General features: G+C 71.0%; 20 protein-coding genes and 2 pseudogenes. 14 read left to right on the forward strand and 8 right to left on the reverse strand.

Going from position 1 to position 26,669, the window contains the following annotated elements:
- Nucleotides 1–84 precede the first annotated feature (84 nt).
- The 4 genes and pseudogenes from ACIP5O_RS29975 (at nucleotide 85) to ACIP5O_RS29990 (ending at nucleotide 7,411) form a co-directional block, all read left to right on the forward strand.
- On the forward strand, nucleotides 85–3,714 hold the full coding sequence (locus ACIP5O_RS29975; protein WP_401298758.1) for an NACHT domain-containing protein: 3,630 nt from the start codon (nucleotides 85–87) through the stop codon (nucleotides 3,712–3,714).
- Nucleotides 3,715–3,913: 199 nt separating this feature from the next.
- Nucleotides 3,914–4,663, forward strand: coding sequence for a transposase family protein (locus ACIP5O_RS29980; RefSeq protein WP_401298761.1), 750 nt, complete (start codon nucleotides 3,914–3,916; stop codon nucleotides 4,661–4,663).
- A gap of 65 nt (nucleotides 4,664–4,728) precedes the next feature.
- Nucleotides 4,729–5,553 (forward strand): annotated as a pseudogene (locus tag ACIP5O_RS29985) (radical SAM protein); the annotation flags it as partial.
- A 229-nt stretch (nucleotides 5,554–5,782) separates the two neighbouring features.
- Nucleotides 5,783–7,411: an alpha/beta hydrolase gene (locus tag ACIP5O_RS29990; RefSeq protein ID WP_401298764.1), complete on the forward strand. Its 1,629-nt coding sequence runs from the start codon at nucleotides 5,783–5,785 to the stop codon at nucleotides 7,409–7,411.
- 29 nt (nucleotides 7,412–7,440) lie between these two features.
- On the opposite strand, the gene ACIP5O_RS29995 is transcribed toward ACIP5O_RS29990, so the two are convergent.
- A complete protein-coding gene (locus ACIP5O_RS29995) occupies nucleotides 7,441–8,079 on the reverse strand; it encodes a HEAT repeat domain-containing protein (RefSeq protein WP_401298766.1) in 639 nt (212 codons plus the stop codon).
- Between the two features lie 329 nt (nucleotides 8,080–8,408).
- Here ACIP5O_RS29995 and ACIP5O_RS30000 point away from each other — a divergent pair, with 329 nt between their 5' ends.
- The 9 genes from ACIP5O_RS30000 to pssA all read left to right on the forward strand — a co-directional run bounded on the left by ACIP5O_RS30000 (nucleotide 8,409) and on the right by pssA (nucleotide 19,376).
- Nucleotides 8,409–10,190 (forward strand): 3-hydroxyacyl-CoA dehydrogenase family protein, encoded by a 1,782-nt coding sequence (locus ACIP5O_RS30000; RefSeq protein ID WP_401298769.1) that lies wholly within the window; start codon nucleotides 8,409–8,411, stop codon nucleotides 10,188–10,190.
- A 115-nt stretch (nucleotides 10,191–10,305) separates the two neighbouring features.
- Entirely contained in the window at nucleotides 10,306–11,148 is an 843-nt protein-coding gene (locus tag ACIP5O_RS30005; protein WP_401298772.1) for a TetR family transcriptional regulator, read from the forward strand.
- A gap of 430 nt (nucleotides 11,149–11,578) precedes the next feature.
- Entirely contained in the window at nucleotides 11,579–12,940 is a 1,362-nt protein-coding gene (ccrA, locus tag ACIP5O_RS30010) for a crotonyl-CoA carboxylase/reductase (RefSeq protein WP_401298775.1), read from the forward strand.
- Nucleotides 12,941–12,955: 15 nt separating this feature from the next.
- Nucleotides 12,956–14,968: a protein meaA gene (locus tag ACIP5O_RS30015; protein WP_401298778.1), complete on the forward strand. Its 2,013-nt coding sequence runs from the start codon at nucleotides 12,956–12,958 to the stop codon at nucleotides 14,966–14,968.
- On the forward strand, nucleotides 14,965–15,957 hold the full coding sequence (locus ACIP5O_RS30020; RefSeq protein WP_401298781.1) for an HpcH/HpaI aldolase/citrate lyase family protein: 993 nt from the start codon (nucleotides 14,965–14,967) through the stop codon (nucleotides 15,955–15,957). The genes ACIP5O_RS30015 and ACIP5O_RS30020 overlap by 4 nt, the downstream gene beginning before the upstream one ends.
- Nucleotides 15,958–15,962: 5 nt before the next feature.
- Nucleotides 15,963–16,487 (forward strand): MaoC family dehydratase, encoded by a 525-nt coding sequence (locus ACIP5O_RS30025; protein WP_030218358.1) that lies wholly within the window; start codon nucleotides 15,963–15,965, stop codon nucleotides 16,485–16,487.
- Nucleotides 16,488–16,489: 2 nt separating this feature from the next.
- Nucleotides 16,490–17,695, forward strand: a complete 1,206-nt coding sequence (locus tag ACIP5O_RS30030; protein ID WP_366373899.1) for an acyl-CoA dehydrogenase family protein — start codon at nucleotides 16,490–16,492, stop codon at nucleotides 17,693–17,695.
- 168 nt (nucleotides 17,696–17,863) lie between these two features.
- Nucleotides 17,864–18,520 (forward strand): phosphatidylserine decarboxylase, encoded by a 657-nt coding sequence (locus ACIP5O_RS30035; protein ID WP_356548859.1) that lies wholly within the window; start codon nucleotides 17,864–17,866, stop codon nucleotides 18,518–18,520.
- Entirely contained in the window at nucleotides 18,513–19,376 is an 864-nt protein-coding gene (pssA, locus tag ACIP5O_RS30040) for a CDP-diacylglycerol--serine O-phosphatidyltransferase (protein WP_401298786.1), read from the forward strand. Before ACIP5O_RS30035 ends, pssA begins: the two co-directional genes overlap by 8 nt.
- An 84-nt stretch (nucleotides 19,377–19,460) precedes the next feature.
- Here pssA and ACIP5O_RS30045 read toward each other — a convergent pair whose 3' ends face one another.
- Both ACIP5O_RS30045 and ACIP5O_RS30050 read right to left on the reverse strand, forming a co-directional pair.
- The gene (locus ACIP5O_RS30045) at nucleotides 19,461–19,952 is read right to left on the reverse strand and encodes a GNAT family N-acetyltransferase (protein WP_401299076.1); all 492 of its coding nucleotides are present in this window, start codon (nucleotides 19,950–19,952) and stop codon (nucleotides 19,461–19,463) included.
- A gap of 102 nt (nucleotides 19,953–20,054) precedes the next feature.
- A pseudogene (locus tag ACIP5O_RS30050) lies at nucleotides 20,055–20,552 on the reverse strand (GNAT family N-acetyltransferase); the annotation flags it as partial.
- On the opposite strand from ACIP5O_RS30050, the gene ACIP5O_RS30055 reads away from it, so the two are divergent.
- The gene (locus ACIP5O_RS30055) at nucleotides 20,551–21,384 is read left to right on the forward strand and encodes an NAD-dependent epimerase/dehydratase family protein (RefSeq protein ID WP_401298789.1); all 834 of its coding nucleotides are present in this window, start codon (nucleotides 20,551–20,553) and stop codon (nucleotides 21,382–21,384) included. The pseudogene ACIP5O_RS30050 and the gene ACIP5O_RS30055 sit on opposite strands and share 2 nt — an antisense overlap.
- 7 nt (nucleotides 21,385–21,391) lie before the next feature.
- On the opposite strand, the gene ACIP5O_RS30060 is transcribed toward ACIP5O_RS30055, so the two are convergent.
- From ACIP5O_RS30060 to ACIP5O_RS30080, 5 genes are all read right to left on the reverse strand, one after another.
- Nucleotides 21,392–22,657 (reverse strand): ABC transporter substrate-binding protein, encoded by a 1,266-nt coding sequence (locus ACIP5O_RS30060; RefSeq protein ID WP_401298792.1) that lies wholly within the window; start codon nucleotides 22,655–22,657, stop codon nucleotides 21,392–21,394.
- On the reverse strand, nucleotides 22,654–23,784 hold the full coding sequence (locus ACIP5O_RS30065) for a branched-chain amino acid ABC transporter permease (protein ID WP_401298795.1): 1,131 nt from the start codon (nucleotides 23,782–23,784) through the stop codon (nucleotides 22,654–22,656). Before ACIP5O_RS30065 ends, ACIP5O_RS30060 begins: the two co-directional genes overlap by 4 nt.
- 82 nt (nucleotides 23,785–23,866) lie before the next feature.
- Nucleotides 23,867–24,757 (reverse strand): branched-chain amino acid ABC transporter permease, encoded by an 891-nt coding sequence (locus tag ACIP5O_RS30070; protein WP_401298798.1) that lies wholly within the window; start codon nucleotides 24,755–24,757, stop codon nucleotides 23,867–23,869.
- Nucleotides 24,754–25,665 (reverse strand): ABC transporter ATP-binding protein, encoded by a 912-nt coding sequence (locus ACIP5O_RS30075; RefSeq protein WP_401298801.1) that lies wholly within the window; start codon nucleotides 25,663–25,665, stop codon nucleotides 24,754–24,756. The genes ACIP5O_RS30070 and ACIP5O_RS30075 overlap by 4 nt, the downstream gene beginning before the upstream one ends.
- The gene (locus ACIP5O_RS30080; RefSeq protein WP_401298804.1) at nucleotides 25,662–26,480 is read right to left on the reverse strand and encodes an ABC transporter ATP-binding protein; all 819 of its coding nucleotides are present in this window, start codon (nucleotides 26,478–26,480) and stop codon (nucleotides 25,662–25,664) included. Before ACIP5O_RS30080 ends, ACIP5O_RS30075 begins: the two co-directional genes overlap by 4 nt.
- Nucleotides 26,481–26,669 lie beyond the last annotated feature (189 nt).

Consider the following 26,669-nt stretch of genomic DNA (forward strand, 5'->3'; position numbering starts at 1 on the left):
CGCGGCGGCCGAGGTGGTGCCGGGACGTGTCACTGCCCGCCTCTACAGTTGGGAGCCGCTGATCGTTACAGCGGAGCGGAGGGTGTGAAGCGGATGCGCGGAGCAGGACTGGCCGAGGGGCGCTACCTCTACGAGCGTCTGGAGGAGAAGACGTTCCAGCGGCTGTGCAACGCGCTGCTGGCCCATGTCTTCCCCGGTACTCGGTGCTATCCGGTGGGGCACTCTGACGGAGGCAGGGACGCCACACGTGACGAGGCTGGCAAACTCATCGTCTACCAGGTGAAGTGGACCAGCAAGGCACAGCAGAATCCAGCGGCCTGGCTCAACACGGCAATCGAAGGCGAAGCCGACAACATCCGCCGCCTCGTCGACGAGGGCGCGGAAGCCTACTACCTGATGACCTCCGTGGCGGGAACCGCCGTGCCAGTCCGAGGGTCGATGGACAAGCTCGACAAAGAGCTAGCCAAGCACTCTGCCGCGTTCGGAATTCCGATCCAGGTCTGGTGGCGTGCTGACATCGACGCCCGTCTGGACGCCGCGCCCAACGAACTCAAATGGGCATACTCCGACATGCTCGCCGGGCAGGACCTCATCCGCTACCTGATCGATGGCGAGGGAGCACGTGCCCACGATCACACCTTGAGAACTCTTGCGCTGAAGGTCATCGCTACCCAGTGGGACGAAGACTCGAAGGTCAAGTTCAAGCAGGTGGAGCTCACCTCTCATCGCCTGGTAGATCTATTCATCGATGTCAAGGCCGTCCGCATGTCCATGCCCAAGGCCGTGGGGCGGCTGCTGTCCGAGCAGCTCGCGACCAACTCCCTGGGCGGTGCGGCCGACTACCTGCTGAACACGCAGCAGCCCTTCACCCTGGTAAGAGGGGAACCAGGCCAAGGGAAATCCACCCTGGGCCAGTACGTGTGCCAGCTTCATCGTGCTACGTACCTCGAACCGGCGGGAGACCTGCCGGAACGCACGAGTGGCTACACGGTCGTCGACCGACCGCGGTTCCCTCTGCGTGTAGACCTGCACGACTACGCCGCCTGGCTGGCAGGCATAGACCCCTTCGACAGCGAGATCCGCAAGCCACGCAAGCGGCTGCGTCGGCAGGGATCCGTTGAGGAGTTCCTCGCACATACCCTCACTGTGCACAGCGGGGGCATGCCGACGACCGTCAGTATTGTCACGGACATCCTCGAGCGGCTGCCGGTACTTGTCGTCTTGGACGGCCTGGACGAGGTGGCACGCCCGGAGACCCGCCAGCGTGTCGTTGACGAGATCGATCGCTTCACCGCCCGGCTTCACACCGCATTCAAGCCGCAAGTGATCGTCACCACTCGCCCGAACGTGGGCAGCTTGGCCGAGCCCACGACAGACCGCTTCGAGACGATCGCCCTGGACCGCCTCAGCGAAGACCTCCGCATGACCTATTTGCACAAATGGGCACTCGCGCGATCTGTCCCGGAAAAAGAGACCCGAAGCCTCGAGCGCATCTTCCGCCAGCGTTCGGCCGAACCTCATATTGCTCAGCTCGCCGACAACCCGATGCAGCTGACGATTCTGCTCTACCTGATGCACAAGCGGGGAAACTCCGTGCCCGCGAACAGGACCGACCTCTATACCTCCTACATGGAGACATTTCTCGACCGGGAGGCAGCCAAGACCGCTGCCGTGGACGAACACCGCACCGATCTGGAAGAAGTCACCGCCTACCTCGGATGGCACATCCAAGCTCATGCGGAAAAAGACGGCGGAAACGGCCAGCTGCCCACCAAGGAACTGAAACAAGTCATCCTGAACTACCTGTTCCTCGTCGAGAAGAACGTCACGCTCGTCAACGACTTGTTCACAGCCGTCACCGACCGGGTCTGGGCCCTGACGAGCAAAGCACAAGGCACCTTCGAGTTCGACGTACAGCCCCTTCGAGAGTACTTCGCAGCCCGATACATGTACGAGTTCGCCGGCGCCGATCAGCGCAGCTTCGACCGGTCAGAGGTCCTCAGGCACCTGGTCCGCCGCAGCTACTGGCTCAACACCAGCCGCTTCTTCGCAGGCTTCGCCCGTCCCAATGAGCTCGCAGGACTCGTTGAAGCTCTCGAAGACGAACGCGATGAGGGCGCGCACCCCCGCCAACTTCGACTGTCGGCATGGGTTCTGCTGGCTGACGGCGTCTTCAGCGGCCGCTCCAGAACCCAACGGCGTGCAGCAGACATGTTCCTGGACGACCTTAGCGTCCGATTCGTCTACGAGGCCGTAACGACCAACGACGACCTGCCCGTACCCACGGGCGACCGAGGCGCGGAGTACCTTGCCAGCAAACTGCTCGACCTGGTCGAAGGCGACCTGACATCCCGAGCGACCGACGAGCGGCTACAACTGGCCGTCTACCTTTTGGACGACACAGCCGCCTTCTACCACTGGTGGCACCCCCGGATGCAGGCCGCGCTCGGTACCCGACACGAAACAGACTGGCTCCGCCTCGGCACACCCTTCCGATGCGCCGGCCAGCTCACCCCTGAAGAGACCGCACGCGTCACCGTCGCCGACCCGACTGCGGCTCTCGCCGCTCTTCAAGCCGGCCTCAACCCGGCCCCTGGATCACCCGAAGAACGCCTCATGACGGAGGCGGTACTAGGCGGACACGCAAGCCACCTTCCCTGCACATCCCCCACGCACGCAGCAGATCTACTACGTGTGCTCCGTCCCCAGAACTTCATCCAGATGGTGTCCGCAGATATGGCCGAGCGCCTCGAGCTCGTCGGCCAGCACGTCGCAGCCCAGGCCAGTCAACATCGCCAAACCGTGCTGAGAAGGTTGAAGGAGCGCGATCCCCGATTTGCGGAACTGCAGGATGCTCTCACGTTTGGCAAGGGCCAGAAACACACCACCTCCCCCTGGAGTAACACTGCCCGTCACCTCACCGCAATCGCCGGTTCCTCGTGGCTGGCGGCGGAAATCACGGTCATCGGTGCCGCGGCCACCGAATACACCACAGGCGGCGACGTCACCGTCGGCTCCCACCCCTTGGGCCCGAACGTGGACCACGGCCGGCTCCTGGCCGAACTCCGCGTCAACCGTAACGAACGGCGATGGTGGGACGAACAGTTCACCCTCTATACTGATCCGTTGTCGCGTGCGACGTGGGCACTAGGCATCCTCGCCATCGCCGAGGAGCATGTCCTCATCGAACACCTGCCACACATCGAACAGATCCTGAGCGCACTTCCCGAAAAGATGAACCATGCGCTGCTCATGAGCTCGAGCCGCCTGGGCATCACTGTGGCTCGTTCACTTAGCCCGGCGGCACTCTCCGCGGCGACTGCTTTCTCCCCACGCACGGCACTCGCAGTGGCTCACTACGTGTGCCGACCTGACACACCTTTCACTGAGCAGAGCCACCCCTGTCTGTCCGCCGCAACGTTGGAAGACATGGCACCCTACGCTCAGGCCGCCTGGCCGGCGCACCTGGTGCTCTCCGCGCGCATGCTCACAGATCCCGCCAGCTTCGATTACAACACTCTGGCCGTGCACGGTCCCGGCGCCAGGCTGGTCGCCCGCCCGTCATTCCTGCCCGCACAGGCCGCTGCCGCCATTCTTAGCTCCCCGTTCGACTACCCCCTCCAGATCGTGAAGGCAGCGGACAGGCATGTGGGAAGAGGGCCCAACTCGTACCTTGCAGACGTAGCAGCCCAGGCCGCCTGGTTTTCGGCCTAACGAGCTCGTGCACGGTAAGCGGTGGGACGTCGAGCTCTGGATCGTCGATCATGGCTGCATGGTGGGGACCGTGACTCGTGCAGTAAGGATCTTCAGAGTGGTCACCGATCGGGTGACGGCCGTCCACGGATAGCAGGCGAGGCCTTCGGGCAGTGGTTCGAGATGTCTGACGTCTCAACCGCTGTGACCGGAGGCCTCGTTGGTCCCCTATCCTGCCGCACTCGATCTGCCGCACGCGCTCGTGGAGTGGGTGACGGTGCTGATCGTCACCCGTGAAGGTGACCGCCGGTGCAAGCTGCCGCCCTCGCAACGCGCCATCATCACCCTGATCTATCTGCGCGAACACACGGCCTACGCGAAGCTCGCCGCGGGCTTCCGGATCAGCGAGGGCACCGCCCACGCCTACGTACAGAGTGTGATCAGACTCCTCACCTCGAGGGCACCGTCCCTGACACAGGCCCTGCGCCGGACACGTCCCGAGTACGTATTGGTGGACGGCACCAACGCCGAGTGCGACCGCGTCGGCGACCGTGAACGGGACTACTCCGGCAAGGCCCGACGGCACGGAGTGAACATCCAGGCTGTCACCGGACCTACCGGCGAACTGATCTGGTACTCGCCGGCACTACCCGGCCGCACGGTCGACATCACCGCCGCCCGCACCCACCACATCATCACCGTCTGTGAACGACTACGGATCCCCGTCCTCGCCGACAAGGCCTACGTCGGAGCCGACGGCACGTTCCAGGTCCCGTTCAAACGCCATCTCGGACGGCCCCTCACCACCAGACAAGCAGCCGTCAACCGAGCACACGCACGCCTCCGCTTCCCCGTCGAACGCGCCTTCGCCCGACTCAAAGCCTGGCGGATCTTCCGCAAAGCCCGGATCAGCCCCAACCGACTCACGTCAATCACCAAAGCCGTCCTCACCCTCAAGAGACGACGCTGAAGATCCTTAGTTAACAAGCCTTCCTCATGCCTCCCGCCTCGGACACGAGAAGACACCGCGGGAGAAGCAATACCTGCGTGTACTGCTTCGCCCGCAGATCCCACGCCCATCTCGACCTCGACACCGGCCTCGGCTTCGACTCGCAGATCGTGGTCAAGGTCAACGCCGCGGAGCTGCTCGCACGCCAGCTCGCCTCCCCCCGCTGGCAGGGCGCGCACATCGCCATGGGCACCAACGTCGACTGCTACCAGCGGGCCGAGGGGCGGTACGGCCTGATGCCGGGCATCCTCACCGCCCTGCGCGACCGCGCCAACCCCTTCTCGATCCTCACCAAGGGCTCCCTGATCCTGCGCGACCTGAAGCTGCTGACCCAGGCGGCCCGGGTCACCGAGGTCGGCGTCTCCGTCTCCGTCGGCTTCACCGACCGGGAGCTGTGGCGCACGGTCGAGCCCGGCGCCCCCTCCCCGCAGAGCCGCCTCGACGTCGTCCGCGCGCTCGTCCGCAACGGCATCGACTGCGGGGTCCTGATGGCCCCCGTGGTGCCCTTCCTGAGCGACCGGCCCGAGCAGTTGCGCGCGACCGTCCGGGCGGTGGCCGAGGCCGGGGCGAGCTCGGTCACCCCGCTCGTCCTGCACCTGCGGCCGGGCGCCCGCGAGTGGTTCGCGGAGTGGCTGGGGCGCCACCACCCGGGCCTGGTGCGCCGGTACGAGCGGATGTACGCGGACGGGGCCTACGCGCCGACCTGGTACCAGCGCCGGATCACCCGCCAGGTGCACGAGTTCGCGGCCGAGTTCGGCATCGGCCCCTCGGGGCGGGGCGGGACGCGCCGGATCGCCGTACCGGAGGAACCGGACGCGGCGGCCACCCCGGAGCAGCTCACCTTCCTCTGAGAGCCGGGAACCGAGACCTCCGGGAACCGGGAACCGAAGCCTCTGAGCCCCGGGAACCGAGACCTCTGAGTCCCGGGAACCGAGACCTCTGAGTCCCGGGAACCGAGGCCCCCGGCGGCCGGGCGGATCATCGGACCGGCCCGTCTGACACGCCGTCCGATCCCCTCCTTTCGGGTCAACTCCGGGCGGAACGGGTCCCGCCGGGGCCCGTTCGAGGCACAAAGGCCCTATGACCCCACGCGCAGGAATGCTGATCGCCGCTGGAGCGCTGGTGGCCGGGACGGTCACCGCGCTGCCCGCCGCACCCGCGGACGCCGCCGACCCGGCCCCCCGCCCGCTCCCCCGGCTCGCCTGGACCGACTGCGCCACCCAGGCGTACCCGAGGCTCCAGTGCGCCGCCCTGGAGGTGCCGCTCGACCACGACGACCCGGCCGGGCGGCGGATCACCCTCGCCCTGACCCGGGTCCCGCACACCGCAGAGACCTTCCAGGGGCCGCTGCTCGTGAACCCGGGCGGGCCCGGCGGCAGCGGGCGCGGCATGGCGGGGTACGTGGCGGCGTCGCTGCCCCCGGCGGTGGCCGCCCAGTACGACGTGATCGGCTTCGACCCGCGCGGGGTCGGGAAGAGCGAGCCCGCGCTCGACTGCCTGCCCGGACACTTCGACCCGGTCCGCCCCGACTCGGTGCCGCGCGGCTCGCGGGCCGAGCGGACGGGGGTCGAGCGGGCGCGGGCCTTCGCGCGGGCCTGCGGCGAGAAGTACGCCGACGTGCTGCCGTACGTCGACACCGTGAGCGCGGCGAAGGACCTGGACGCGATCCGGGACGCGCTCGGCGCGCCGAAGCTCACCTACCTCGGCTACTCGTACGGCACCTACCTGGGCGCCGTGTACGCGCGGCTCTTCCCCGACCGGGTGCGGCGCATGGCGCTCGACTCCGTCGTCAACCCGCACGGGGTCTGGTACGAGAGCAACGTCGCCCAGAACTCCGCCTTCGACGCGCGCCACAAGGACTTCATGGCGTGGGTGGCCCGGTACGACGCCACGTACCGGCTCGGCACCGACCCGGCGGCGGTCGAAGCCGCCTGGTACCGGATGCGCGACGCGGTGCGCGCGGAGCCGGCCGGCGGGAAGGTCGGGCCGGGCGAGCTGGAGGACACCTTCCTGCCCGGCGGGTACTACGACGGCTACTGGCCCAAGCTCGCGAGCGCCTTCTCCGCGTACGTCAACGCGGGGGACTCCGGGCCGCTGGTCGAGGCGTACGAGCGGTACGGGGAGGCCGACGCGGCCGCCGACAACGGCTACTCGGTCTACGCGAGCGTGCAGTGCCGGGACGCGGGCTGGCCCCGCGACTGGAACGTCTGGCGCGAGGACGCGTGGAAGACGCACGCCAAGGCGCCGTTCTCCACCTGGAACAACACCTGGTACAACGCGCCGTGCGCGTTCTGGCCGGTGGAGTCCCTGACCCCGACGGACGTCCGCAACGACCGGCTGCCGCCGGTCCTCGTCCTCCAGGCGACGGACGACGCGGCGACGCCGTACGAGGGCGCGGTGGCCGCGCACCGGCTGCTGCGCCGTTCCAGCCTGGTCGTGGAGGAGGGCGGCGGCAACCACGGCGTGACGCTGGCCGGGAACGACTGCCTGGACGAGCACCTGGCCGCCTACCTGGCCACGGGCAGGGTGCCGCGCGGCGAGGACGGCGCCGAGGCGGACGCGGTCTGCGCCGCGCTCCCCGGGCCGGAGCCCGAGCCCGTCGTCACGAACGGCTCGAAGCCCCCGGAGAAGGGCGGCACGCGCGCGGGCACCGGGCGGACGGCACCGGCCGGCACCACCCTGCACGGCCTCCTCGGGCACGTGCGCTGAGCGGCCTTACGCGTCGAACTCCCCTTCCCTCAGGCGCGGTCGGCCGCGCGCTCCGGGCCGAGCAGGCCCAGTGAGCGCGCGGCCGCCGGGCCGAGGCGCGGGTGGGGCAGGGCGGCCTCCAGGGCGGGGCGGGCCCGGAGGTCGCCGAGGGTGCCGAGTCCCTCGACGCAGGCGAGGCCGACCCGCCAGTGGGGGTCGTCGGCCGGGAGGCGCCGTTCGAGGACGGCGATGAGGGCCGGTACGGACTCGGGGGCGCGCAGTTCGGCGAGGAGCCGGACCGGCAGCAGGGCGTAGGCGGCCCGGAGTTCGTTGGTGGCGAGGGCGGCGGCCGCGCGGGCGGTGCGGGGGTCGCCGAGCCGGGCCAGGGCGTGGGCGGCGGTGACGCAGCGCTCGGGGTCGCGGTGGTTGAGGAGGAGGACGAGGGCCTCGAAGGCGCGCGGGTCGCCGGCGACGCCGAGGGCGTAGGCGGCGATCTCGCGGGCCCAGAGCGGCTGTCCGGGCGCGGTGAGGAGGCGGTGCAGCTCCTCGGGGTCGCCGGGCAGTTCCGCGGGGTCGCCGGTTTCCGCGAGCCGGCCGAATGCCGCCGGGACTTCTCCGGTGCCATTCCCGATCTCGTCGCGCAATCGATCGATCATCGAGCAGAATTCCGGATCCTCGGCGTATTCCATGAATCCGAGCCTATCCGCGATCCAGATCACATCTTCTCGACTTCCCGGGACTGGCGCGCTCGTTACCCGCCGGTTAGTCTCGGGTGAGCGGGTCAACCCTCGCTTCTCACAACGGCCTGGTGACGCAGCCGTGGTGAGCGTACGTCGGTTCGGCAGTTTCGACGCGGCTCCGGGACAGAGCCCGTCACTCCTTTCTCCACCGGGCGCCGCCCCTTTCCGCGGGCTCCTTCCCGTGTGTTTCCCGCGATTCGCCCCGCGCTCGCGCAATTCCGCGGCACCACCCGCACGCACTGCCCTCAGTCGTCACTCTTCCTCTCTGGAGTCCCCTGATGGACACCCCTCTCTCCACCATCGCCGTCGTCGGTCTCGGCACCATGGGCGCGGGCATCGCCGACGTCCTCGCCCGGGCCGGCCGCGAGGTCATCGGCATCGACGTCAGCGACACCGCCGCAGCCCGGGCCGTCGCCGCCCTGGAGGCCTCCACCGCCCGCGCCGTGGCCCGCGAGCGGATCACCGAGGAGGAGCGGCAGGACGTCCTGGCCCGCTTCCGCACCTTCTCCGACCTCCAGGCGGCCGCCGGCGCCGACCTCGTGATCGAGGTCGTGCCGGAGTCGTACGAGGCGAAGCAGGAGGTCTTCCGGGCCCTGGACGGCATCGTCCGGCCCGACGCGATCCTGGCCACCGGCACCAACGCGCTCTCCGTCACCCGGCTCGCGGCCGACTCGGCGCACCCCGAGCGGGTCCTCGGCCTGCACTTCTTCACCCCGGTCCAGGCCATGAAGCTGGTCGAGGTGGTCTCCTCGGTGCTGACCGACCCGCGGGCCGTCGACGCCGTCACCCGGCTCGCCCAGGACCTCGGCAAGGAGCCGGTGGCGGTCGGGGACCGGGCCGGTTTCATCGCGGACGGGCTGCTGTTCGGCTACCTGAACCAGGCCGCCGCCATGTACGAGGCCAAGTACGCCTCCCGCGAGGACATCGACGCGGCGATGAAGCTGGGCTGCGGCCTGCCGATGGGCCCCCTTGCGCTGCTCGACCTGATCGGCGTGGACACGGCCCGTACGGTCCTGGAGGCCATGTACGCCTCCTCGCACGACCGGCTGCACGCCCCGGCCCCGATCCTCAAGCAGCTCAGCGAGGCGGGCCTGACCGGCCGCAAGGCGGGCCGCGGCTTCTACACGTACGCGGCGCCGGGCTCCGACGAGGTGGTGCGCGACGCGCTGACCCCGCTGACCTCGGCGGAGGGCGGCGGTGGCCGCGAGGTCCGCTCGGTCGGCGTCGCCGGCTCGGGCACCATGGCCTCCGGCATCGCGGAGGTCTTCGCCAAGGCCGGGTACGAGGTCGTGCTCGCCGCCCGCTCCCAGGAGAAGGCGGACACCGCCAAGGCCCGGATCTCCAAGTCCCTGGAGCGTTCGGTGTCCAGGGGCCGGATGACGGCCGAGGCCCGTGACACCACGCTCGCGCTGATCACCCCGGCCGGCACGCTCGACGCCTTCGCCGAGGTCGACCTGGCGGTCGAGGCGGTGGCGGAGGACCTGGAGGTCAAGCAGGACCTGTTCGCGCGGCTCGACAAGATCTGCAAGCCGGGCACGGTGCTCGCCACCACGACCTCCTCGCTGCCGGTCGTGGCCTGCGCCCGGGCCACCACGCGCCCGCAGGACGTCATCGGGATGCACTTCTTCAACCCGGCGCCCGCGATGAAGCTGGTGGAGATCGTCCGCACGGTCCTGACCGGCGACGACGTCCACGCCACCGTCCGCGAGGTCACCGCGAAGATCCGCAAGCACCCGGTGGACTGCGGCGACCGGGCCGGCTTCATCGTGAACGCGCTGCTCTTCCCGTACCTGAACAACGCGATCAAGATGGTCCAGGAGCACTACGCGACCCTGGACGACATCGACGCCGCCATGAAGCTGGGCGGCGGCTACCCGATGGGCCCGTTCGAACTGCTCGACGTGGTCGGCCTGGACGTCTCGCTCGCGATCGAGCAGGTCCTGCACCGCGAGTTCCGCGACCCCGGCCTCGCCCCGGCCCCGCTCCTGGAGCACCTGGTGGCGGCCGGCTGCCTGGGGCGCAAGACGGGTCGCGGCTTCCGCGAATATGCCCGACGCTGAGCCCCGCACCCCCGGCTGGGGCGGGCTCCTGAGCCCCTCGGGCACCCCCGGTGCCCCGGGGGGTTCCCCGCCCCCACCTGGGCACACTTCCCCTCCGATGCAGTACGTTCGGACCATGCCCAAGGCCGCGAAGTCACCCCGTGCCACGTCCCCGTCCGACGCTCCGGAGAGCGCGGCGGGCACCCGAGCCGCCGCTCAGCGGCTCAAGATGCGCCGGGAGCTCGCCACCGCCGCGATGGAACTCTTCGCGACCAAGGGGTACGAGGCCACCACGGTGGACGAGATCGCGGCCACGGCCGGGGTCGCGCGGCGGACCTTCTTCCGGCACTTCCGGTCCAAGGAAGAGGCGATCTTCCCCGACCACGACGACACCCTGGTGCGGGCGGAGGCGGTGCTGAACGCCGCGCCGCCGCACGAGCACCCGCTCGACACGGTGTGCCGGGGCATCAAGGAGGTCATGAAGATGTACGCGGGGTCCCCCGCGGTCTCCGTGGAGCGCTACCGGCTCACCCGCGAGGTGCCGACCCTGCGGGAGCGGGAGATCGCCTCGGTGGCCCGCTACGAGCGCCTCTTCACCCGCTACCTCCTCGGGCACTTCGACGAGCGCGACCACCACGACGGCAACGACGACCCGTTGCTCGCCGAGGTGGCCGCCTCCGCGGTCGTCACAGCCCACAACCACGTGTTGCGCCGCTGGCTGCGGGCGGGCGGCCGGGGCGACGTGGAGGCCCAGCTCGACCACGCCTTCGCGATCGTCCGGGAGACCTTCGGGTCGGGCATAGGCGCCGGCCGACCGGCTCCGTCCACCGCCTCCTCCGCCGCTCCGGAGGAGACCGCCCCGGCCGCCCCCGCCGTCCGGGCCTCCACCACCGGCGACGTGGTGGTCGCCGTGGCGCGCACGGACGCGCCCCTCGACGAGGTCATGCGGACCATCCAGAAGGCGCTCGGCACCGCCTGAGCCCTTCCCTCCCCCTCCGGAGCCTTTTTCGCCGTGTGGGCCGTTCCCGGGATCCGGGGACGGCCCACACGGCGTTTGCCCAGGTCGGAGCGGTTTGAGGGGCCGATTCGATCGATCATCGCTCATGTGTGACCGCCAGATTGCATCTGAGTGAAATTGTTGGCACGCAGTGCCTTGTCAGGTGACACGGCGTGCCATACGTTGATGTTGTCCGGGCGGCCGGCGCGCAGAGACCAACCTCGTGCGCCGGCTGTCCCCACAAGCCGACGGCTCGTGCGCCCGGACGCCTGCGTCACAGGCAACCCCGCGCCCGACCGGCGCCGCGCTAACCGCACGACCCAGCCGAACCGACGGCACACCTCCACAGCAGCACCCACCGCCGTAACCCTCAGGCGTCCTCCCCTCGGACGCTCACCGCCGGAGGCAACCCGTGAAGGAAATCCTGGACGCGATCCAGTCCCAGACTGTGACATCGAGCGGCTCCGCCGCGGTCACGTCCGCCGACTTCGCGAACATCAAGCTCCCCGAGTCGTACCGCGCCGTCACCGTCCACAAGGACGAGGCGGAGATGTTCACCGGACTCGCCAGCCGCGACAAGGACCCGCGCAAGTCGCTCCACCTGGACGACGTCCCGCTGCCCGAGCTCGGCCCGGGCGAGGCGCTCGTCGCCGTCATGGCCTCCTCGGTCAACTACAACTCGGTCTGGACCTCGATCTTCGAGCCGGTCTCGACCTTCGGCTTCCTGGAGCGCTACGGCCGGCTCTCCGAGCTCACCAAGCGCCACGACCTGCCGTATCACGTCATCGGCTCCGACCTCGCGGGCGTCGTGCTGCGCACCGGCCCGGGTGTCAACTCCTGGAAGCCGGGCGACGAGGTCGTCGCGCACTGCCTGTCGGTCGAGCTGGAGTCCTCCGACGGCCACAACGACACGATGCTCGATCCCGAGCAGCGCATCTGGGGCTTCGAGACCAACTTCGGCGGCCTGGCGGAGATCGCCCTGGTCAAGTCCAACCAGCTCATGCCCAAGCCCGGCCACCTGAGCTGGGAGGAGGCGGCGGCCCCGGGCCTGGTCAACTCCACCGCCTACCGCCAGCTCGTCTCCCGCAACGGCGCCGGCATGAAGCAGGGCGACAACGTCCTGATCTGGGGCGCCAGCGGCGGCCTCGGCTCCTACGCCACCCAGTTCGCCCTCGCCGGCGGGGCCAACCCGATCTGCGTCGTCTCCTCCCCCGAGAAGGCCGACATCTGCCGGTCCATGGGCGCCGAGGCCGTCATCGACCGCAACGCCGAGGACTACAGGTTCTGGAAGGACGAGCACACCCAGGACCCCAGGGAGTGGAAGCGCTTCGGCAAGCGCATCCGCGAGCTGACCGGCGGCGAGGACATCGACATCGTCTTCGAGCACCCGGGCCGCGAGACCTTCGGCGCGAGCGTGTACGTCACCCGCAAGGGCGGCACCATCACCACCTGCGCCTCCACCTCCGGCTACATGCACCAGTACGACAACCGCTACCTGTGGATGTCGCTCAAGCGCATCATCGGCTCGCACTTCGCCAACTACCGCGAGGCCTGGGAGGCCAACCGCCTCATCGCCAAGGGCAAGATCCACCCCACCCTGTCGAAGGTCTACTCCCTGGAGGAGACCGGCCAGGCCGCCTACGACGTCCACCGCAACCTCCACCAGGGCAAGGTCGGCGTCCTCGCCCTCGCGCCCCAGGAGGGCCTGGGCGTGCGCGACCACGAGTTGCGCGCCAAGCACATCGACGCCATCAACCGCTTCCGCAACATCTGATACCCGGGACCACAGATGACTGAGCGCCAGAAGGACCGGCCGTGGCTCATGCGGACGTATGCCGGTCACTCGACCGCCGAGGCGTCCAACGAGCTGTACCGGCGCAACCTCGCCAAGGGTCAGACCGGTCTCTCGGTCGCCTTCGACCTGCCGACGCAGACCGGGTACGACCCCGACCACATCCTCGCCCGCGGCGAGGTCGGCCGGGTCGGCGTCCCCGTCTCGCACCTCGGTGACATGCGCCGGCTGTTCCAGGACATCCCCCTGGAGCAGATGAACACCTCGATGACGATCAACGCCACGGCGATGTGGCTCCTGGCGCTCTACCAGGTGGTCGCGGAGGAGCAGGGCGCGGACGTCACCAGGCTCCAGGGCACCACCCAGAACGACATCGTGAAGGAGTACCTGTCGCGCGGGACGCACGTCTTCCCGCCCGGCCCCTCCCTCCGCCTCACGACGGACATGATCACCTACACGGTGAACAACATCCCGAAGTGGAACCCGATCAACATCTGCAGCTACCACCTGCAGGAGGCCGGGGCCACCCCGGTCCAGGAGATCTCGTACGCGATGTCCACCGCCGTCGCGGTGCTCGACGCGGTCCGGGACTCCGGCCAGGTCCCGGAGGACCGCTTCGGCGAGGTGGTCGCCCGCATCTCGTTCTTCGTGAACGCGGGCGTCCGCTTCGTCGAGGAGATGTGCAAGATGCGCGCCTTCGGGCGCATCTGGGACAAGGTCACCCGGGAGCGGTACGGCATCGAGGACGCCAAGCAGCGCCGGTTCCGCTACGGCGTCCAGGTCAACTCGCTCGGTCTGACCGAGGCCCAGCCGGAGAACAACGTCCAGCGGATCGTCCTGGAGATGCTGGCCGTCACCCTCTCCAAGGACGCCCGCGCGCGGGCCGTCCAGCTCCCCGCCTGGAACGAGGCCCTCGGCCTGCCCCGGCCCTGGGACCAGCAGTGGTCGCTCCGCATCCAGCAGGTGCTCGCCCACGAGTCCGACCTGCTGGAGTACGAGGACATCTTCGCCGGCTCGCACGTCATCGAGGCCAAGGTGGACGCCCTGGTCGAGGAGTGCCTGGCCGAGATCGACCGGATCCAGGAGATGGGCGGCGCGATGGCCGCCGTCGAGTCCGGCTACCTCAAGTCGCAGCTCGTCTCCTCGCACGCCGAGCGGCGCGCCCGGATCGAGGCCGGCGAGGAGAAGATCGTCGGCGTCAACATCTTCCAGTCGACCGAGGAGAACCCCCTCACCGCCGACCTGGACACCGCGATCATGACGGTGGACCCGGCGAACGAGGCGCGGGTGGTCGCCGCCCTCCACGAGTGGCGCGACAACCGCGACGAGACCCGCGCCCAGGAGTCCCTGGCGGCGCTGAAGGCGGTGGCGGCCGGCGACGGCAACCTCTTCGCCGCCACCCTGGAGTGCGCGCGTGCCGGCGTCACCACCGGGGAGTGGTCCTGGGCGCTGCGGGACGTCTTCGGCGAGTTCCGCGCCCCGACGGGCGTCTCCTCCGCCCCGGTCGCGGTGACGGCCGAGGCGGGCACGCCGCTGGCCCTCGTGCGCGAGAAGGTGGCGCGGACCGCCGAGGAGCTGAACGCCGGGCGGCTGCGGCTGCTCGTCGGCAAGCCCGGTCTGGACGGGCACTCCAACGGGGCCGAGCAGATCGCCGTACGCGCGCGTGACGCCGGTTTCGAGGTGGTCTACCAGGGGATCCGGCTGACCCCCGAGCAGATCGTCAACGCGGCCCTGGCCGAGGACGTGCACTGCGTGGGCCTGTCGATCCTCTCCGGCTCGCACGCCGAGCTGGTCCCGGACGTCCTCGACCGCCTCCGCGAGGCGGGCGCGGCCGACATCCCGGTCATCGTCGGCGGGATCATCCCGAACGCCGACGCCGCAGAACTGAGGCGCGCGGGCGTGGCCGCCGTCTTCACACCGAAGGACTTCGGCATCACGGAGATCATCGGCCGTATCGTCGACGAGATCCGGAAAGCGAACAAGCTCGATCCCCTGGAGGTCCCCGCATGACCAGCCCCGCGTCCCCCGTGAACCGGTTGCGCCCCCGCCGTTCCTGCCTGGCGGTCCCCGGCTCCAACCCGCGGTTCCTGGAGAAGGCCCAGGGCCTCGCCGCCGACCAGGTCTTCCTGGACCTGGAGGACGCCTGCGCCCCGCTGGCCAAGCCCGAGGCCCGGCACACCATCGTGAAGTTCCTGAACGAGGGCGACTGGACCGGCAAGACGCGCGTGGTCCGCGTGAACGACTGGACGACCCACTGGACGTACCGGGACGTCGTCACGGTCGTCGAGGGCGCCGGCCAGAACCTCGACTGCATCATGCTGCCGAAGGTCCAGGACGCGCAGCAGATCGTCGCGCTCGACCTGCTGCTCACCCAGATCGAGAAGACGATGGGCTTCGAGGTCGGCAAGATCGGCATCGAGGCGCAGATCGAGAACGCCCAGGGCCTGACCAACGTCAACGCGATCGCGCAGGCCTCCCAGCGCGTCGAGACGATCATCTTCGGCCCGGCCGACTTCATGGCCTCCATCAACATGAAGTCGCTGGTCGTGGGCGAGCAGCCGCCCGGCTACCCGGCGGACGCCTACCACCACATCCTGATGAGCATCCTGATGGCCGCCCGCGCCAACAACCTCCAGGCGATCGACGGCCCCTACCTCCAGATCCGCAACCAGGAGGGCTACAAGGCCGTCGCGCAGCGCGCCGCCGCCCTCGGCTTCGACGGCAAGTGGGTGCTGCACCCGGACCAGGTCGCCGCCGCGAACGAGATCTTCTCGCCCTCGCAGGAGGACTACGACCACGCCGAGCTGATCCTCGACGCGTACGACTACTACACGTCCGAGGCCGGCGGGAAGAAGGGCTCCGCGATGCTCGGCGACGAGATGATCGACGAGGCCTCCCGCAAGATGGCCCTGGTCATCTCCGGCAAGGGCCGCGCCGCCGGCATGCAGCGCACCAGCAAGTTCGAACACCCCTCGACGGAGAAGAAGGCGGAGGCCTGAGTCCCATGCAGTTCGGCCGAACGTACGAGGAGTTCGAGGTCGGTGCCGTCTACAAGCACTGGCCCGGGAAGACGGTCACGGAGTACGACGACCACCTCTTCTGTCTGCTCACGATGAACCACCATCCGCTGCACATGGACGTGAACTACGCCGAGAACACGACGGACTTCGGCAAGAACGTCGTCGTCGGCAACTACATCTACTCGCTGCTGCTCGGCATGTCCGTGCCGGACGTCTCCGGCAAGGCCATCGCCAACCTGGAGATCGAGTCGCTGCGGCACGTGGCGCCGACCTTCCACGGCGACACGATCTACGGCGAGACCACGGTCCTCGACAAGACCCCGTCGAAGTCGAAGAACGACCGCGGGATCGTGTACGTGGAGACCAAGGGCTACAAGCAGGACGGCACCCTGGTGTGCGTCTTCCGCCGCAAGGTGATGGTCCCCACCGAGACGTACATCAAGGAGCGCGGCGGGGAGCAGCCCGGCCGCCCCACGCTCGTCGAGCCCTCCAAGAAGTCGGAGAAGTAGTCATGGCGCGACTCGCCCAGACCCACGGTCTGACCGATGTCCAGCAGGAGATCCTCGCCACCGTCCGGGACTTCGTCGACAAGGAGATCATCCCGGTCGCGACGGACCTGGAGCACCGCGACGAGTACCCCCAGCAGATCGTGGACGGGCTCAAGGAGCTCGGCGTCTTCGGCCTGATGATCCCCGAGGAGTACGGGGGCCTGGGCGAGTCGCTGCTCACCTACGCGCTGTGCGTGGAGGAGATCGCCCGCGGCTGGATGTCGGTCTCCGGCATCATCAACACGCACTTCATCGTGGCGTACATGCTCAAGCAGCACGGCACGCAGGAGCAGAAGGAGTACTTCCTCCCGCGGATGGCGGCCGGCGAGACGCGCGGCGCGTTCTCGATGTCGGAGCCGGCCCTCGGCTCGGACGTGTCGGCCATCACGTCGAAGGCGGTGAAGGACGGCGACGAGTACGTCCTCAACGGCCAGAAGATGTGGCTGACGAACGGCGGAACGTCCTCGCTCGTGGCCGTTCTGGTCCGGAGTGACGAAGGACACCCCGAGGGCACCGCGCCCCACAAGTCGATGACGACCTTCCTCGTGGAGAAGGAGCCCGGCTTCGGAGAGGTCCGACCCGGCCTCACCATCCCCGGGAAGATCGACAAGATGGGCTACAAGGGCGTCGACACGACCGAGCTCATCATGGACGGACTGCGCATTCCGGCCAATCGTGTACTCGGCGGGGAGACCGGCCGGGGGTTTTACCAAATGATGGACGGTGTCGAGGTCGGGCGCGTGAACGTGGCGGCCCGTGGCTGCGGCGTCGCTCAGCGTGCGTTCGAACTGGGCGTCTCGTACGCCCAGCAGCGCCACACCTTCGGCAAGGCCATCGCCCAGCACCAGGCCATCCAGTTCAAACTGGCCGAAATGGCTACCAAGGTCGAGGCCGCTCATGCGATGATGGTCAACGCAGCACGCAAAAAGGACTCCGGGGAACGAAACGACCTCGAAGCAGGGATGGCGAAGTACCTCGCCTCCGAGTACTGCAAGGAGGTCGTCGAGGACGCCTTCCGTATCCACGGTGGATACGGGTTCTCGAAGGAGTACGAGATCGAGCGCCTCTACCGCGAGGCGCCGATGCTGCTCATCGGCGAAGGTACCGCCGAGATCCAGAAAATGATCATTGGTCGTCGGCTGCTCGAGGAGTACCGATTCCAGGGATGATTGTCGCTTTTGAGCCGGTTGGGCCGCGAAGAAGATCACACCCTGTGTTCGTCTTCCGGCCTCCGACTCGGTTCCTGGCTTGCCCAGTTGCGCCCCGCAACCGATAGCATCGCCGGAAAGCCGCCGTCCCCGTTGCCTGCGCGGCATCATCCGCTACGAAGGTCATCCATGCCCCACAGCCAAACCTCTGCACACCGCGACAGCCTCAAGGGCGTTCGCCTCGCGCGCGGAGCATCGCCGTGGCTCCTGCCGACCGTCGCCACCGCGGCGCTCAGCCTCGTGCGCGCCCGCAGCTCGCGGCGCGCCGCGGCCATCGCCGTGCCGACCACCGCTCTCGCGGCCGGCATGCTGTGGTTCTTCCGCGACCCCGAGCGCGAGATCGCTCAGGGCCGGGTCGTCTCCCCCGCCGACGGCGTGGTGCAGAGCATCATGCCGTGGAAGGACGGGCGCACCCGGGTCGCCATCTTCATGAGCCCCCTGAACGTCCACGTCAACCGCGCGCCGCTGGCCGGCACGGTGACGTCCGTGGAGCACGTCCCCGGTGGGTTCGTCCCGGCGTTCAACAAGGAGAGCGAGAACAACGAGCGCGTCGTCTGGCACTTCGACACCGAGCTCGGCGACATCGAGATGATCCAGATCGCGGGCGCCGTCGCCCGTCGCATCGTGCCGTACGTCCCCCAGGGGACGAAGGTGGAGCAGGGCGACCGCATCGGCCTGATCCGCTTCGGTTCGCGCGTCGACATCTACCTCCCCGAGGGCGTCGAGGTCGCGGTCGAGGTCGGGCAGGTCACCACGGCGGGGGTGACTCGCATTGACCGTGATTGATCCCGACACACGGGCGGCCGACTGGGCCGACGCCGAGACCGACGCGGCCGAAGAGGCCGAGGAGATGCCGCTGTCGCTGAGGCTGTCCATAGCGGACGCCCTCACGCTCGGTAACGCCACGTGCGGGTTCATGGCGGTGTACTTCACCACCACCGGCATCCTCATCCCGCACCTGACGGGCAGCACCGAGACCGGCATGGCGCGCAACAGCGCCGCCACCGCCGTGATCCTGATGCTGTGCGCGGCGATCTTCGACCTCTTCGACGGGATCGTGGCGCGCAAGCTCCGCTCGTCCCCGATGGGCGCCGAGCTCGACAACCTGTCGGACCTGATCAGCTTCGGCCTGGCCCCGGCCTACTTCGTGCTCGTGTACGGGATGGTCGCGGACGACGCGCAGCAGAAGGTCTCGGCGGTGGCCGCGATCGTGGTGCTGCTCGCGGTGGTGCTGCGGCTGGCGAGATTCTCCTGCGTGACCATGAAGGACGGCATGTTCCAGGGCATGCCGAGCCCCTTCGGCGCGCTGACGGTGGTCTCGATCGTCCTCCTGGAGCTGCCGTTCATCCCGACGCTCCTCGCGATCATCGGGGTGGCCTGGCTGATGGTGAGCCGGGTCGAGTACCCGAAGCCGCGCGGCGTGCTCGCGGTGGCGATGCTGAGCTGGATCGTCGGCGCGATGGGCATGCTGGCGGCCTGGGCGTTCGACGCCCCGGGCGGCCAGTTCCTGCTCCAGACCGGCTGCGCGCTCCAGGTCGTGATGGGCGCCGTGATCCCCCTCTTCGCGACGGCCCGCCGGGTGAACACCTTCCGCGGCAACCGGCGCGAGAGCCGGGAGGCGCGGGCGGCCCAGCTGCCGTAGCGGACGGTACGCGTACGAAGGGCCCCGGGAGGCGATCAGCCTCCCGGGGCCCTTTCGCGTGTCCTGGGTCCTGTGGATCAGGGCCTAGCCGAGCCGCTTGTAGTACAGCGTGGTCGCGCACAGGACCCCGGCCGGGTCGGCGGCGAAGTCCGGGATCGTCCCGGCGGCCGTCCAGCCCGCGCCCCGGTAGAGGCGCTCGGCCGGGCTGCCGGTCTGCGTGTCCAGGACGAGGAGGGTCAGGCCGGTGGCGGCGGCGTGCGCCTCGGCCGCCGCGAGCAGCCGCCGCCCGAGGCCCCGGCCCCGGGCGGAGCGGTGGACCAGGAGCCGGGCGATCTCGCCCCGGTGCCGGCCGTTGGCGGCGGAGGCGCGGACGAGGGTGACGGCCCCGGTCGGACGCCCCGCGCCGTCCAGGGCCGCCCACACCTCGCGTACGCCCTCCTCGGCCTCCCCGGCGGCCCGGAGCCACCAGGAGGCCGCCTCGGTGGCGTCCAGGGGCGCCGTGAAGCCGACGGAGGCGCCTCCGTCCACGGCGTCCACGAGGAGCGCGGCGAGGCCGTCGGCGGCGTGGGCGCGCACGGCGTCGGGAGCGAGGAGCTCGACGCGGTCGGCCGCGAGCGGCTTCTCCAGGCAGAGGAGGCCGGGGCGGGGGTCCCAGGAGGGGACGGTCTCGAAGCCGAGGTTCCGGTAGAGGGCCAGCGGCTCCCGGCGCCAGTCCCAGACCGTGAGGCGCACGGAGGGTGCCCCGAGGGCGGCGGCCCGGCGCAGGGCCTCGGCCACGAGGGCCCTCGCGAGGCCCTTGCGGCGGGCCCCGGGCACGACCCAGAGCCGCTTGACCTCGGGCGCGCCCCCCGCGCGGGGGGCCTTCAGGACGACGCAGCCGGCCGGTCCGTCCGCGCCGGGCGGGGTGGCGAGCAGGACCGTGTCGGCGGCGAACGCGGCGGCCGGGTCCTCGGCCTCCGCGCGGTATGCGGCCGGGAGCCCGGCGACCGTCGCCACGGGCGTCCCCTTCTCCTCCTGGTTGGCCAGGTGGTAGGCGCCCAGGAGGTCGGCGAGGTGCGGGTGGGAGCGGTTCTCCTCGATGAGGGGAGCGATGTGCGGCGTCATGGGCCCGAGCTTCACACCGGCGTGTTTCCGGGAGGTGACGACCTTCCCGGGGGCTTCTAGGGTGGCGCCCATGCGTGTACTGGTCGCGGGCGCCACGGGCGCCGTGGGTCGTCAGCTCGTGCCGCGTCTGGAGGCGGCGGGTCACGAGGTCGTGGGGATCTCCCGGCGCGGTCCGCGCCCGGTGGACGTGCTGGACGCGGAGGCGGTGCGGCGGGCGGTGGCCGGGGTGGCGCCGGACGCGGTGGTGCACCAGCTCACCGACCTGGGCGGGGCGGACGGGGCCGCGAACGACCGGGTCCGCGTCGAGGGCACCCGGAACCTGGTGGACGCGGCGCGGGAGGCCGGGGTCGGGCGGATCGTGGCGCAGTCGATCTCCTGGGCGCACGCGCCCGGGGACGCGCCCGCCGACGAGTCCGTGCCGCTCGACCCGGCGGAGGAGCTCCCCCGGGCCCGGGTCGTCGCCGGGGTGCGCGCCCTGGAATCGGCGGTGGCCGAGCTGCCGGAGGCGGTGGTCCTGCGGTACGGGATCCTCTACGGGCCCGGCACCTGGTACGCGCCGGGCGGCGCCGTCGCCGCCGCGCTCGCCGGGGACCCGGGGGCGCGGTTCCTGGGGAGCACGGCGGCGGACGGTTCGGTGAGCTCCTTCGTGCACGTCGGGGACGCCGCCGAGGCGGCCGTACGGGCCCTGGAGTGGCCCCCGGGCGCGTACAACGTGGTGGACGACGAGCCCGCGCCCGGTCACGCCTGGCTGCCGGTCCTCGCGGAGGCCCTGGGCGTACCGGCGCCCGGCCGGACGGAGGGGCGGGTGCCGTGGGCCCGGGGCGCGGCGAACGCCCGGGCCCGTGCGCTCGGCTGGGCCCCGGCCCGTCCGTCCTGGCGGACGGGGTTCGCGGACCAGGGCTGACGACGGTCTACGGGGTGTAGCTCTTCGCCGCGTCCGAGACGAAGGGCCGCCGGACCGTGCGCATGCCGCCGGGGACGGACTTGTCGGGCTGGATGATGACGGACTCGCGGGACGAGGGCGCCTCCGGGTCGCCGAGGTCGTGGGTCATGCCGAAGCCGGCGTCGTGGGCGGTCAGGGTGAGCAGCGCCCTTCCGACGCCCTCGCGGGTGAGGTCCTTGCCGGCGCAGGCCTTCTTCAGGGCCTCGCCGAAGACGCTCGCGGCGGTCCAGCCGGCGACGATGCCGTTGTCGAGGGCCTCGCCCGGGTAGGCGGCCCGGTAGTCCGCCACCAGTTTCTTCGCGACCGGGGTGTCCGCGCCGACGGGGAGGCTCGGGGAGGCGAACCAGTACGTCTTCTCCAGGGCGGGTCCGGCCTGGGTGCCGAGGAGCTGCGGGGCGAAGGCCGAGTTGTTGCCGATGACCGGGACCTTCAGGCCGGTGGCGGCGGCGACGCCGACGAGGGAGGCGGCCTGGCGGGGGCCGGCGCTGACGACGACGGCCTTGACCCCGGCCTGCTTGAGCGCGGCGACCTGCGCGGACATGTCGTTGTCGGTGGGCTTGATCCTCTGCTCGACGACGGTCAGGCCGGCCTTCTCCGCCGCGTACTTCGAGCCCTTGAGGGCGTTCTCGCCGTAGTCGCCCTCGAAGTAGACGTGGCCGAGCCGGTCCCCGGCCCTGAGGCCCTTCTCCTTCAGGAGGAAGTCGACGGCGTTGATCGTCTCGACGTCGTACGTGGAGCCCAGGACGCGGATGTACGGGGAGCCGAGCAGCGAGGCCGACCAGGCCTGCGGGAGGACGAGGCCCTTGTCCCGGGCGTCGACGCGCTGCTTGACGGCGGCGACGAACGGGGAGCCGATGAACTGGGCGTAGCCGACGACCCCGGGCTCCAGCTCGGTGTAGGCGGCGAGCGCCTTCTGCGGGTCGTAGCCGTGGTCGCGGACCGTGAGCTCCAGCTTCCGGCCGCAGATCCCGCCGGCGGCGTTGACCTGCTTCACGTAGAGCTGCTGGGCCCGGGTGACGCTCTTGCCGAGGGTGGCGTACACGCCGGTCATGTCGGTGAGCGCGCCGAGCGTGATCGTCTCGTCGGTGACGCCCTTTCCGGTCTTCACCCCGCCCGCGCCGGTCTGCTTTCCGTCGCCGGTCGTCGCCTTGGAGCTGCATCCGGCGGCGGTGAGGGCGACCAGTGCGGCGAGCGCGGCGGCCAGGCCCCGCACGGCCTGTCGTCTGTGGTTCATCGTGTCTCTCCCGGGGGTTCGGTGGACGTGGAGGTCTCGGGTGCCGTGGACGTCTCGGGTGCCGTGGCGGCCCCGGGCGTCCGGGCGGCGAGGCGGGCCAGGCCGCCGGGCAGGAACAGCACCACCGCGACGACGGCGGCGCCGTACAGGTAGCGGGCGGCCTCCCCCGGTGCGATCCCGCCCGTCCCGGGGGCGGAGACCAGGGGCAGGGCGTCGCCGTAGCGGGTGAGGAGCTGGGGCAGGAGGGAGACGAAGACGCCTCCGGCGACCGCCCCCGCGACCGAGCCGAGGCCGCCGATGACGATCATGGCCAGGTACTCCAGGGAGAGCGCCATGCCGAAGTACTCCGGGACGGTCCGCTGGAAGACCAGGGCGAGCAGGACGCCGGCCAGGCCCGCGTACATGGAGGACAGGACGAAGACGGCGGCGCGGTGGCGGGCCACGGGGACGCCCAGGACGCCGGCGGCGATCCGGTGGTCGCGGATGGCGTTCATGGCGCGCCCTGGGCGGCCCCGGAGGACTCCCCGGGCGAAGAGCACCCCGCCGAGGAGCAGCGCGAGTCCGAGGTACCAGAGCTTCTCGACGGCCCCGAAGGGGACCTGGGCGACGAGCAGTTCGGTGTCGTCGAAGGTGAGGCCGAGGAGGGAGAGCGGGGGGACGGCCCGGCCGTTGTAGCCGCCGGTGAGGTGGTGGGCGTTGAAGAGGACGTGCTGGCCGATGAAGATCAGGGCGAGGGTGGCGATGCCGAGGTACGCGCCGTGCAGGCGTCCCGCGATGGGGCTGAACACCCCGCCCGCCAGGCCCGCGAGGGCGACCGCGAGGACGGCGGCGAGCCAGCCGGGCAGCCCGAGCCCGGCGAGGCCGTCGGCGCCGTCCCCGGCGAAGGCGCAGTAGCCGTAGGCGCCGACGGCGAGGAAGAAGGCGTGGCCCATGGAGAGCTGGCCGGTGGCGCCGGTCAGCAGGTTGATCCCGAGGGCGCCGAGGGCGGCGGCCATGGCGAACAGGCCGGCCTGGAGCCAGAAGCGGTCCAGGTAGAAGGGCGGGACGAGCAGGACGAGGCCGGCGGCGGCCCCTCCGTACAGCGCGGGGCGGATCCGGAGGCGGGCGCGGGCGGGGGGCTCGGACACGGGCGGGCTCCTTCGTGCCGCCGGGGCGTGCGGGGCCTCGGACGCGGACCGGACTCCCCGGACCGCCGGGCGGGCGGGGGGCTCAGACACGGGCGGGCTCCTTCGTGCCGAAGAGGCCGGAGGGGCGGATCAGGAGCACCGCGACCATGACGAGGTACGGGGCGAGGTCGCCGATCCCCCGGCCGAGGAACGCCAGGTCGCCCTGGTAGCCGGTGGCGAGGGACTCGGTGACGCCGACGAGGAGGCCGCCGACGAGGGCGCCCGTGGTGGAGTCGAGGCCGCCGAGGATCGCGGCCGGGAAGGCCTTGAGGGCGGCGAGCGAGGTGGCCCGTTCCAGGCCGGGGGTCGGGAAGACGGTGAGGAAGAGCGCGGCGACCGCGGCGAGGCCGCCCGCGACCGCCCAGGCGCCGAGCGAGACCCGGCCGAGCCGGATGCCCATGAGGGCGGCGGTCTCCTGGCTCTCGGCGGCGGCCCGCATGGCGACGCCCCAGGAGGTGTACCGGAAGGCGAGCAGGAAGGCGGTGATGAGGAGGGCCGCCGCGAGGAGGGCGGCGATCCGGGTCTGGGCGATCGTGACCGGTCCGACGGTGACGACGGCGTCGCCCCAGGGGTCGCCGAGGGCGAGGATGTCGGTGCCGATCCGGCGGGTCAGCTCGGTGGCGAGCAGGATGTCGACGCCGATGGTGACGATCGCGAGGACGCTGTGGTCGGAGCCCCGGTGGCGGCGCACGACCAGGAACTCGACGGCCGCGCCGACCACCGCCGCGCCCGCGATCCCGGCGAGCAGGGCGGGCCAGAAGCCGATCTCGTCGTGGAGGACGGCGGTGACGTAACCGCCGGCCAGGAGGAGGGACGCGTGGGCGAAGTTGACGACCTCGGTGGCGCGGAAGATGACGACGAAGCCGAGGGCGACGAGGGCGTAGACCGATCCCAGGGAGACGCCGTTGATCAGGAACTCCGCGAAGGTGCTCACGCGGCGGGCTCCTCTCCGAGGTAGGCGCGGACGACCGCCGGGTCGTTCTGCACGTCGGCGGGCGTCCCGTCGGCGATCCGGCGGCCGAAGTCGAGGACGGTGACGGAGTCGGCGAGCCGCATCACCAGGCCCATGTCGTGCTCGACGAGGAGGACCGAGATGCCGAGGCCGTCGCGGACCCCGGCGATGACGGAGGCGGTGCGGCGCCGCTCGTCGGCGGTCATCCCGGCGACGGGCTCGTCGAGGAGCAGGAGACGGGGTTCCGTGCAGAGGGCGCGGGCGAGTTCGGCGAGCTTCTGCTGTCCGTACGGGAGGGAGCCCGCGGGTCTGGCGAGCTCCCGCTCCACGCCGACGAAGGCGGCGATCTCCCGGACCCTGGCCCGGTGCCGGGCCTCCTCGCGGGCGGCGGAGGGCAGCCGGAGCCCGGCGGCGAGGAAGCCGGTGCGGGTGAGCCGGTGGCGGCCGAGCATGAGGCTGTCCTCGACGGTGGCGCGGGACGGCAGGGCCAGGTTCTGGAAGGTCCGGCCGACGCCGAGGGCCGCGATCCGGTGCGGGGGCAGGCCGGTCAGCTCGCGCTCCCCGAGGCGGACGGAGCCGGAGGTGGCGCGGTGGACGCCGGAGAGCACGTTGAAGCAGGTGGACTTGCCGGCGCCGTTGGGGCCGATGAGGGCGTGGACGGTGCCGGGCCGGACGGTGAAGCCGACGGCGTCGAGGGCGGTGAGCCCGGCGAACCGGACGGTCAGGTCGCGGACGTGGAGGGCGGGGACGTCGGAAGCGCCGGGGGCGGGCGCGGCGCCGGGGGCGGGCGCGGCGCCGGGGGCGGTGCCGGGCGCGGGCGCGGTGCCGGGGGCCGGTGCGGGTTCCGGACCGGTTCCCGCCGGTGGGGGCTGCGGTGGCTGCGGTCTCATCGGGGTTCCTCCCAGCGGGTCAGGACCGGGTGGGCGGTGGCGGCGCGGGCCGCGTCGGCGGCGGCGTCCTCGTCGACCACGCCCAGGTAGCGGCGGCGCACCTCGTCGGAGGCGGCGAGTGCGGCGGCGGGGCCGGAGAGGGTGACCTCGCCGACCTCCAGGACGTACGCGAGGGAGGCGAGCCGCAGCGCGAGCGCCGCGTTCTGCTCGACGAGGAGCACCGCCGTCCCCCGGGCGTTGATCTCGCGGACGGCGTCCGCGATCCGGGCCGCCATCAGCGGGGCGAGGCCGAGGGAGGGTTCGTCCAGGAGGAGCAGGCCCGGGGCGGCCATCAGGGCGCGGCCGACGGCGAGCATCTGCTGTTCGCCGCCGGAGAGCAGCCCGGCCGGCCGGCGGGCGCGCTCGGCGAGGACCGGGAAGAGCTCGTGGACCCGGCGGAGGGCGGCGGCCCGGGAGGCCCGGCCGCCGCGCCGGCCGAGCGCCCCGGCCCGCAGGTTGTCCTCGACCGTCATCCGGGCGAAGACCTGGCGGCCCTCGGGCACCTGGGAGACGCCGGCGGCGACGACCCGGTCGGGCGGCAGTCCGTCGAGCGGCCGGCCGTCGCGGCGCACCGTGCCGGAGACCACGGCGCCGCCGTGGAACCGCAGGGTGCGCGAGACCGCCCGCAGCAGGGTGGACTTGCCGGCTCCGTTGCCGCCGAGGACGGTGACGACGGCGCCCGCGGGCACGGTCAGCGACACCCGCCGCAGCGCGCGCACCGGTCCGTATCCCGCCGTCAGGTCCGTGACCTCCAGGGCGGGTGCGGTACCTCCCATGGTTCCCCCTTCCCGGGCCGCGCACGTCGGCCCGGCCGTTCGGTGGCGCTCACCCCAGCACCGCACCGGACCGCGCGTCCACGCCCGGCGGCCGAATCGCTGCCGGTGACCAGCGGGCGCGGCGGAGGGCTGTGCACGGGCACAACGGTGCGCGTCAGGGGGTGTGCGAAGGGGGCGGGGGCGGGGGAT

The sequence above is a fragment of the Streptomyces sp. NPDC088915 genome (assembly GCF_044749825.1).
Lineage (GTDB): Bacteria > Actinomycetota > Actinomycetes > Streptomycetales > Streptomycetaceae > Streptomyces.

What these genes read in the sequence shown, in the direction of transcription:
- ACIP5O_RS29990 (WP_401298764.1), top strand. Translation starts at nt 5,783, where the DNA reads ATGACCCCACGCGCAGGAATGCTGATCGCCGCTGGAGCGCTGGTGGCC.
- ACIP5O_RS29995 (WP_401298766.1), bottom strand. Translation starts at nt 8,079, where the DNA reads ATGGAATACGCCGAGGATCCGGAATTCTGCTCGATGATCGATCGATTG.
- ACIP5O_RS30000 (WP_401298769.1), top strand. Translation starts at nt 8,409, where the DNA reads ATGGACACCCCTCTCTCCACCATCGCCGTCGTCGGTCTCGGCACCATG.
- ACIP5O_RS30005 (WP_401298772.1), top strand. Translation starts at nt 10,306, where the DNA reads ATGCCCAAGGCCGCGAAGTCACCCCGTGCCACGTCCCCGTCCGACGCT.
- ACIP5O_RS30015 (WP_401298778.1), top strand. Translation starts at nt 12,956, where the DNA reads ATGACTGAGCGCCAGAAGGACCGGCCGTGGCTCATGCGGACGTATGCC.
- ACIP5O_RS30020 (WP_401298781.1), top strand. Translation starts at nt 14,965, where the DNA reads ATGACCAGCCCCGCGTCCCCCGTGAACCGGTTGCGCCCCCGCCGTTCC.
- ACIP5O_RS30025 (WP_030218358.1), top strand. Translation starts at nt 15,963, where the DNA reads ATGCAGTTCGGCCGAACGTACGAGGAGTTCGAGGTCGGTGCCGTCTAC.
- ACIP5O_RS30030 (WP_366373899.1), top strand. Translation starts at nt 16,490, where the DNA reads ATGGCGCGACTCGCCCAGACCCACGGTCTGACCGATGTCCAGCAGGAG.
- ACIP5O_RS30035 (WP_356548859.1), top strand. Translation starts at nt 17,864, where the DNA reads ATGCCCCACAGCCAAACCTCTGCACACCGCGACAGCCTCAAGGGCGTT.
- ACIP5O_RS30055 (WP_401298789.1), top strand. Translation starts at nt 20,551, where the DNA reads ATGCGTGTACTGGTCGCGGGCGCCACGGGCGCCGTGGGTCGTCAGCTC.
- ACIP5O_RS30060 (WP_401298792.1), bottom strand. Translation starts at nt 22,657, where the DNA reads ATGAACCACAGACGACAGGCCGTGCGGGGCCTGGCCGCCGCGCTCGCC.
- ACIP5O_RS30075 (WP_401298801.1), bottom strand. Translation starts at nt 25,665, where the DNA reads ATGAGACCGCAGCCACCGCAGCCCCCACCGGCGGGAACCGGTCCGGAA.
- ACIP5O_RS30080 (WP_401298804.1), bottom strand. Translation starts at nt 26,480, where the DNA reads ATGGGAGGTACCGCACCCGCCCTGGAGGTCACGGACCTGACGGCGGGA.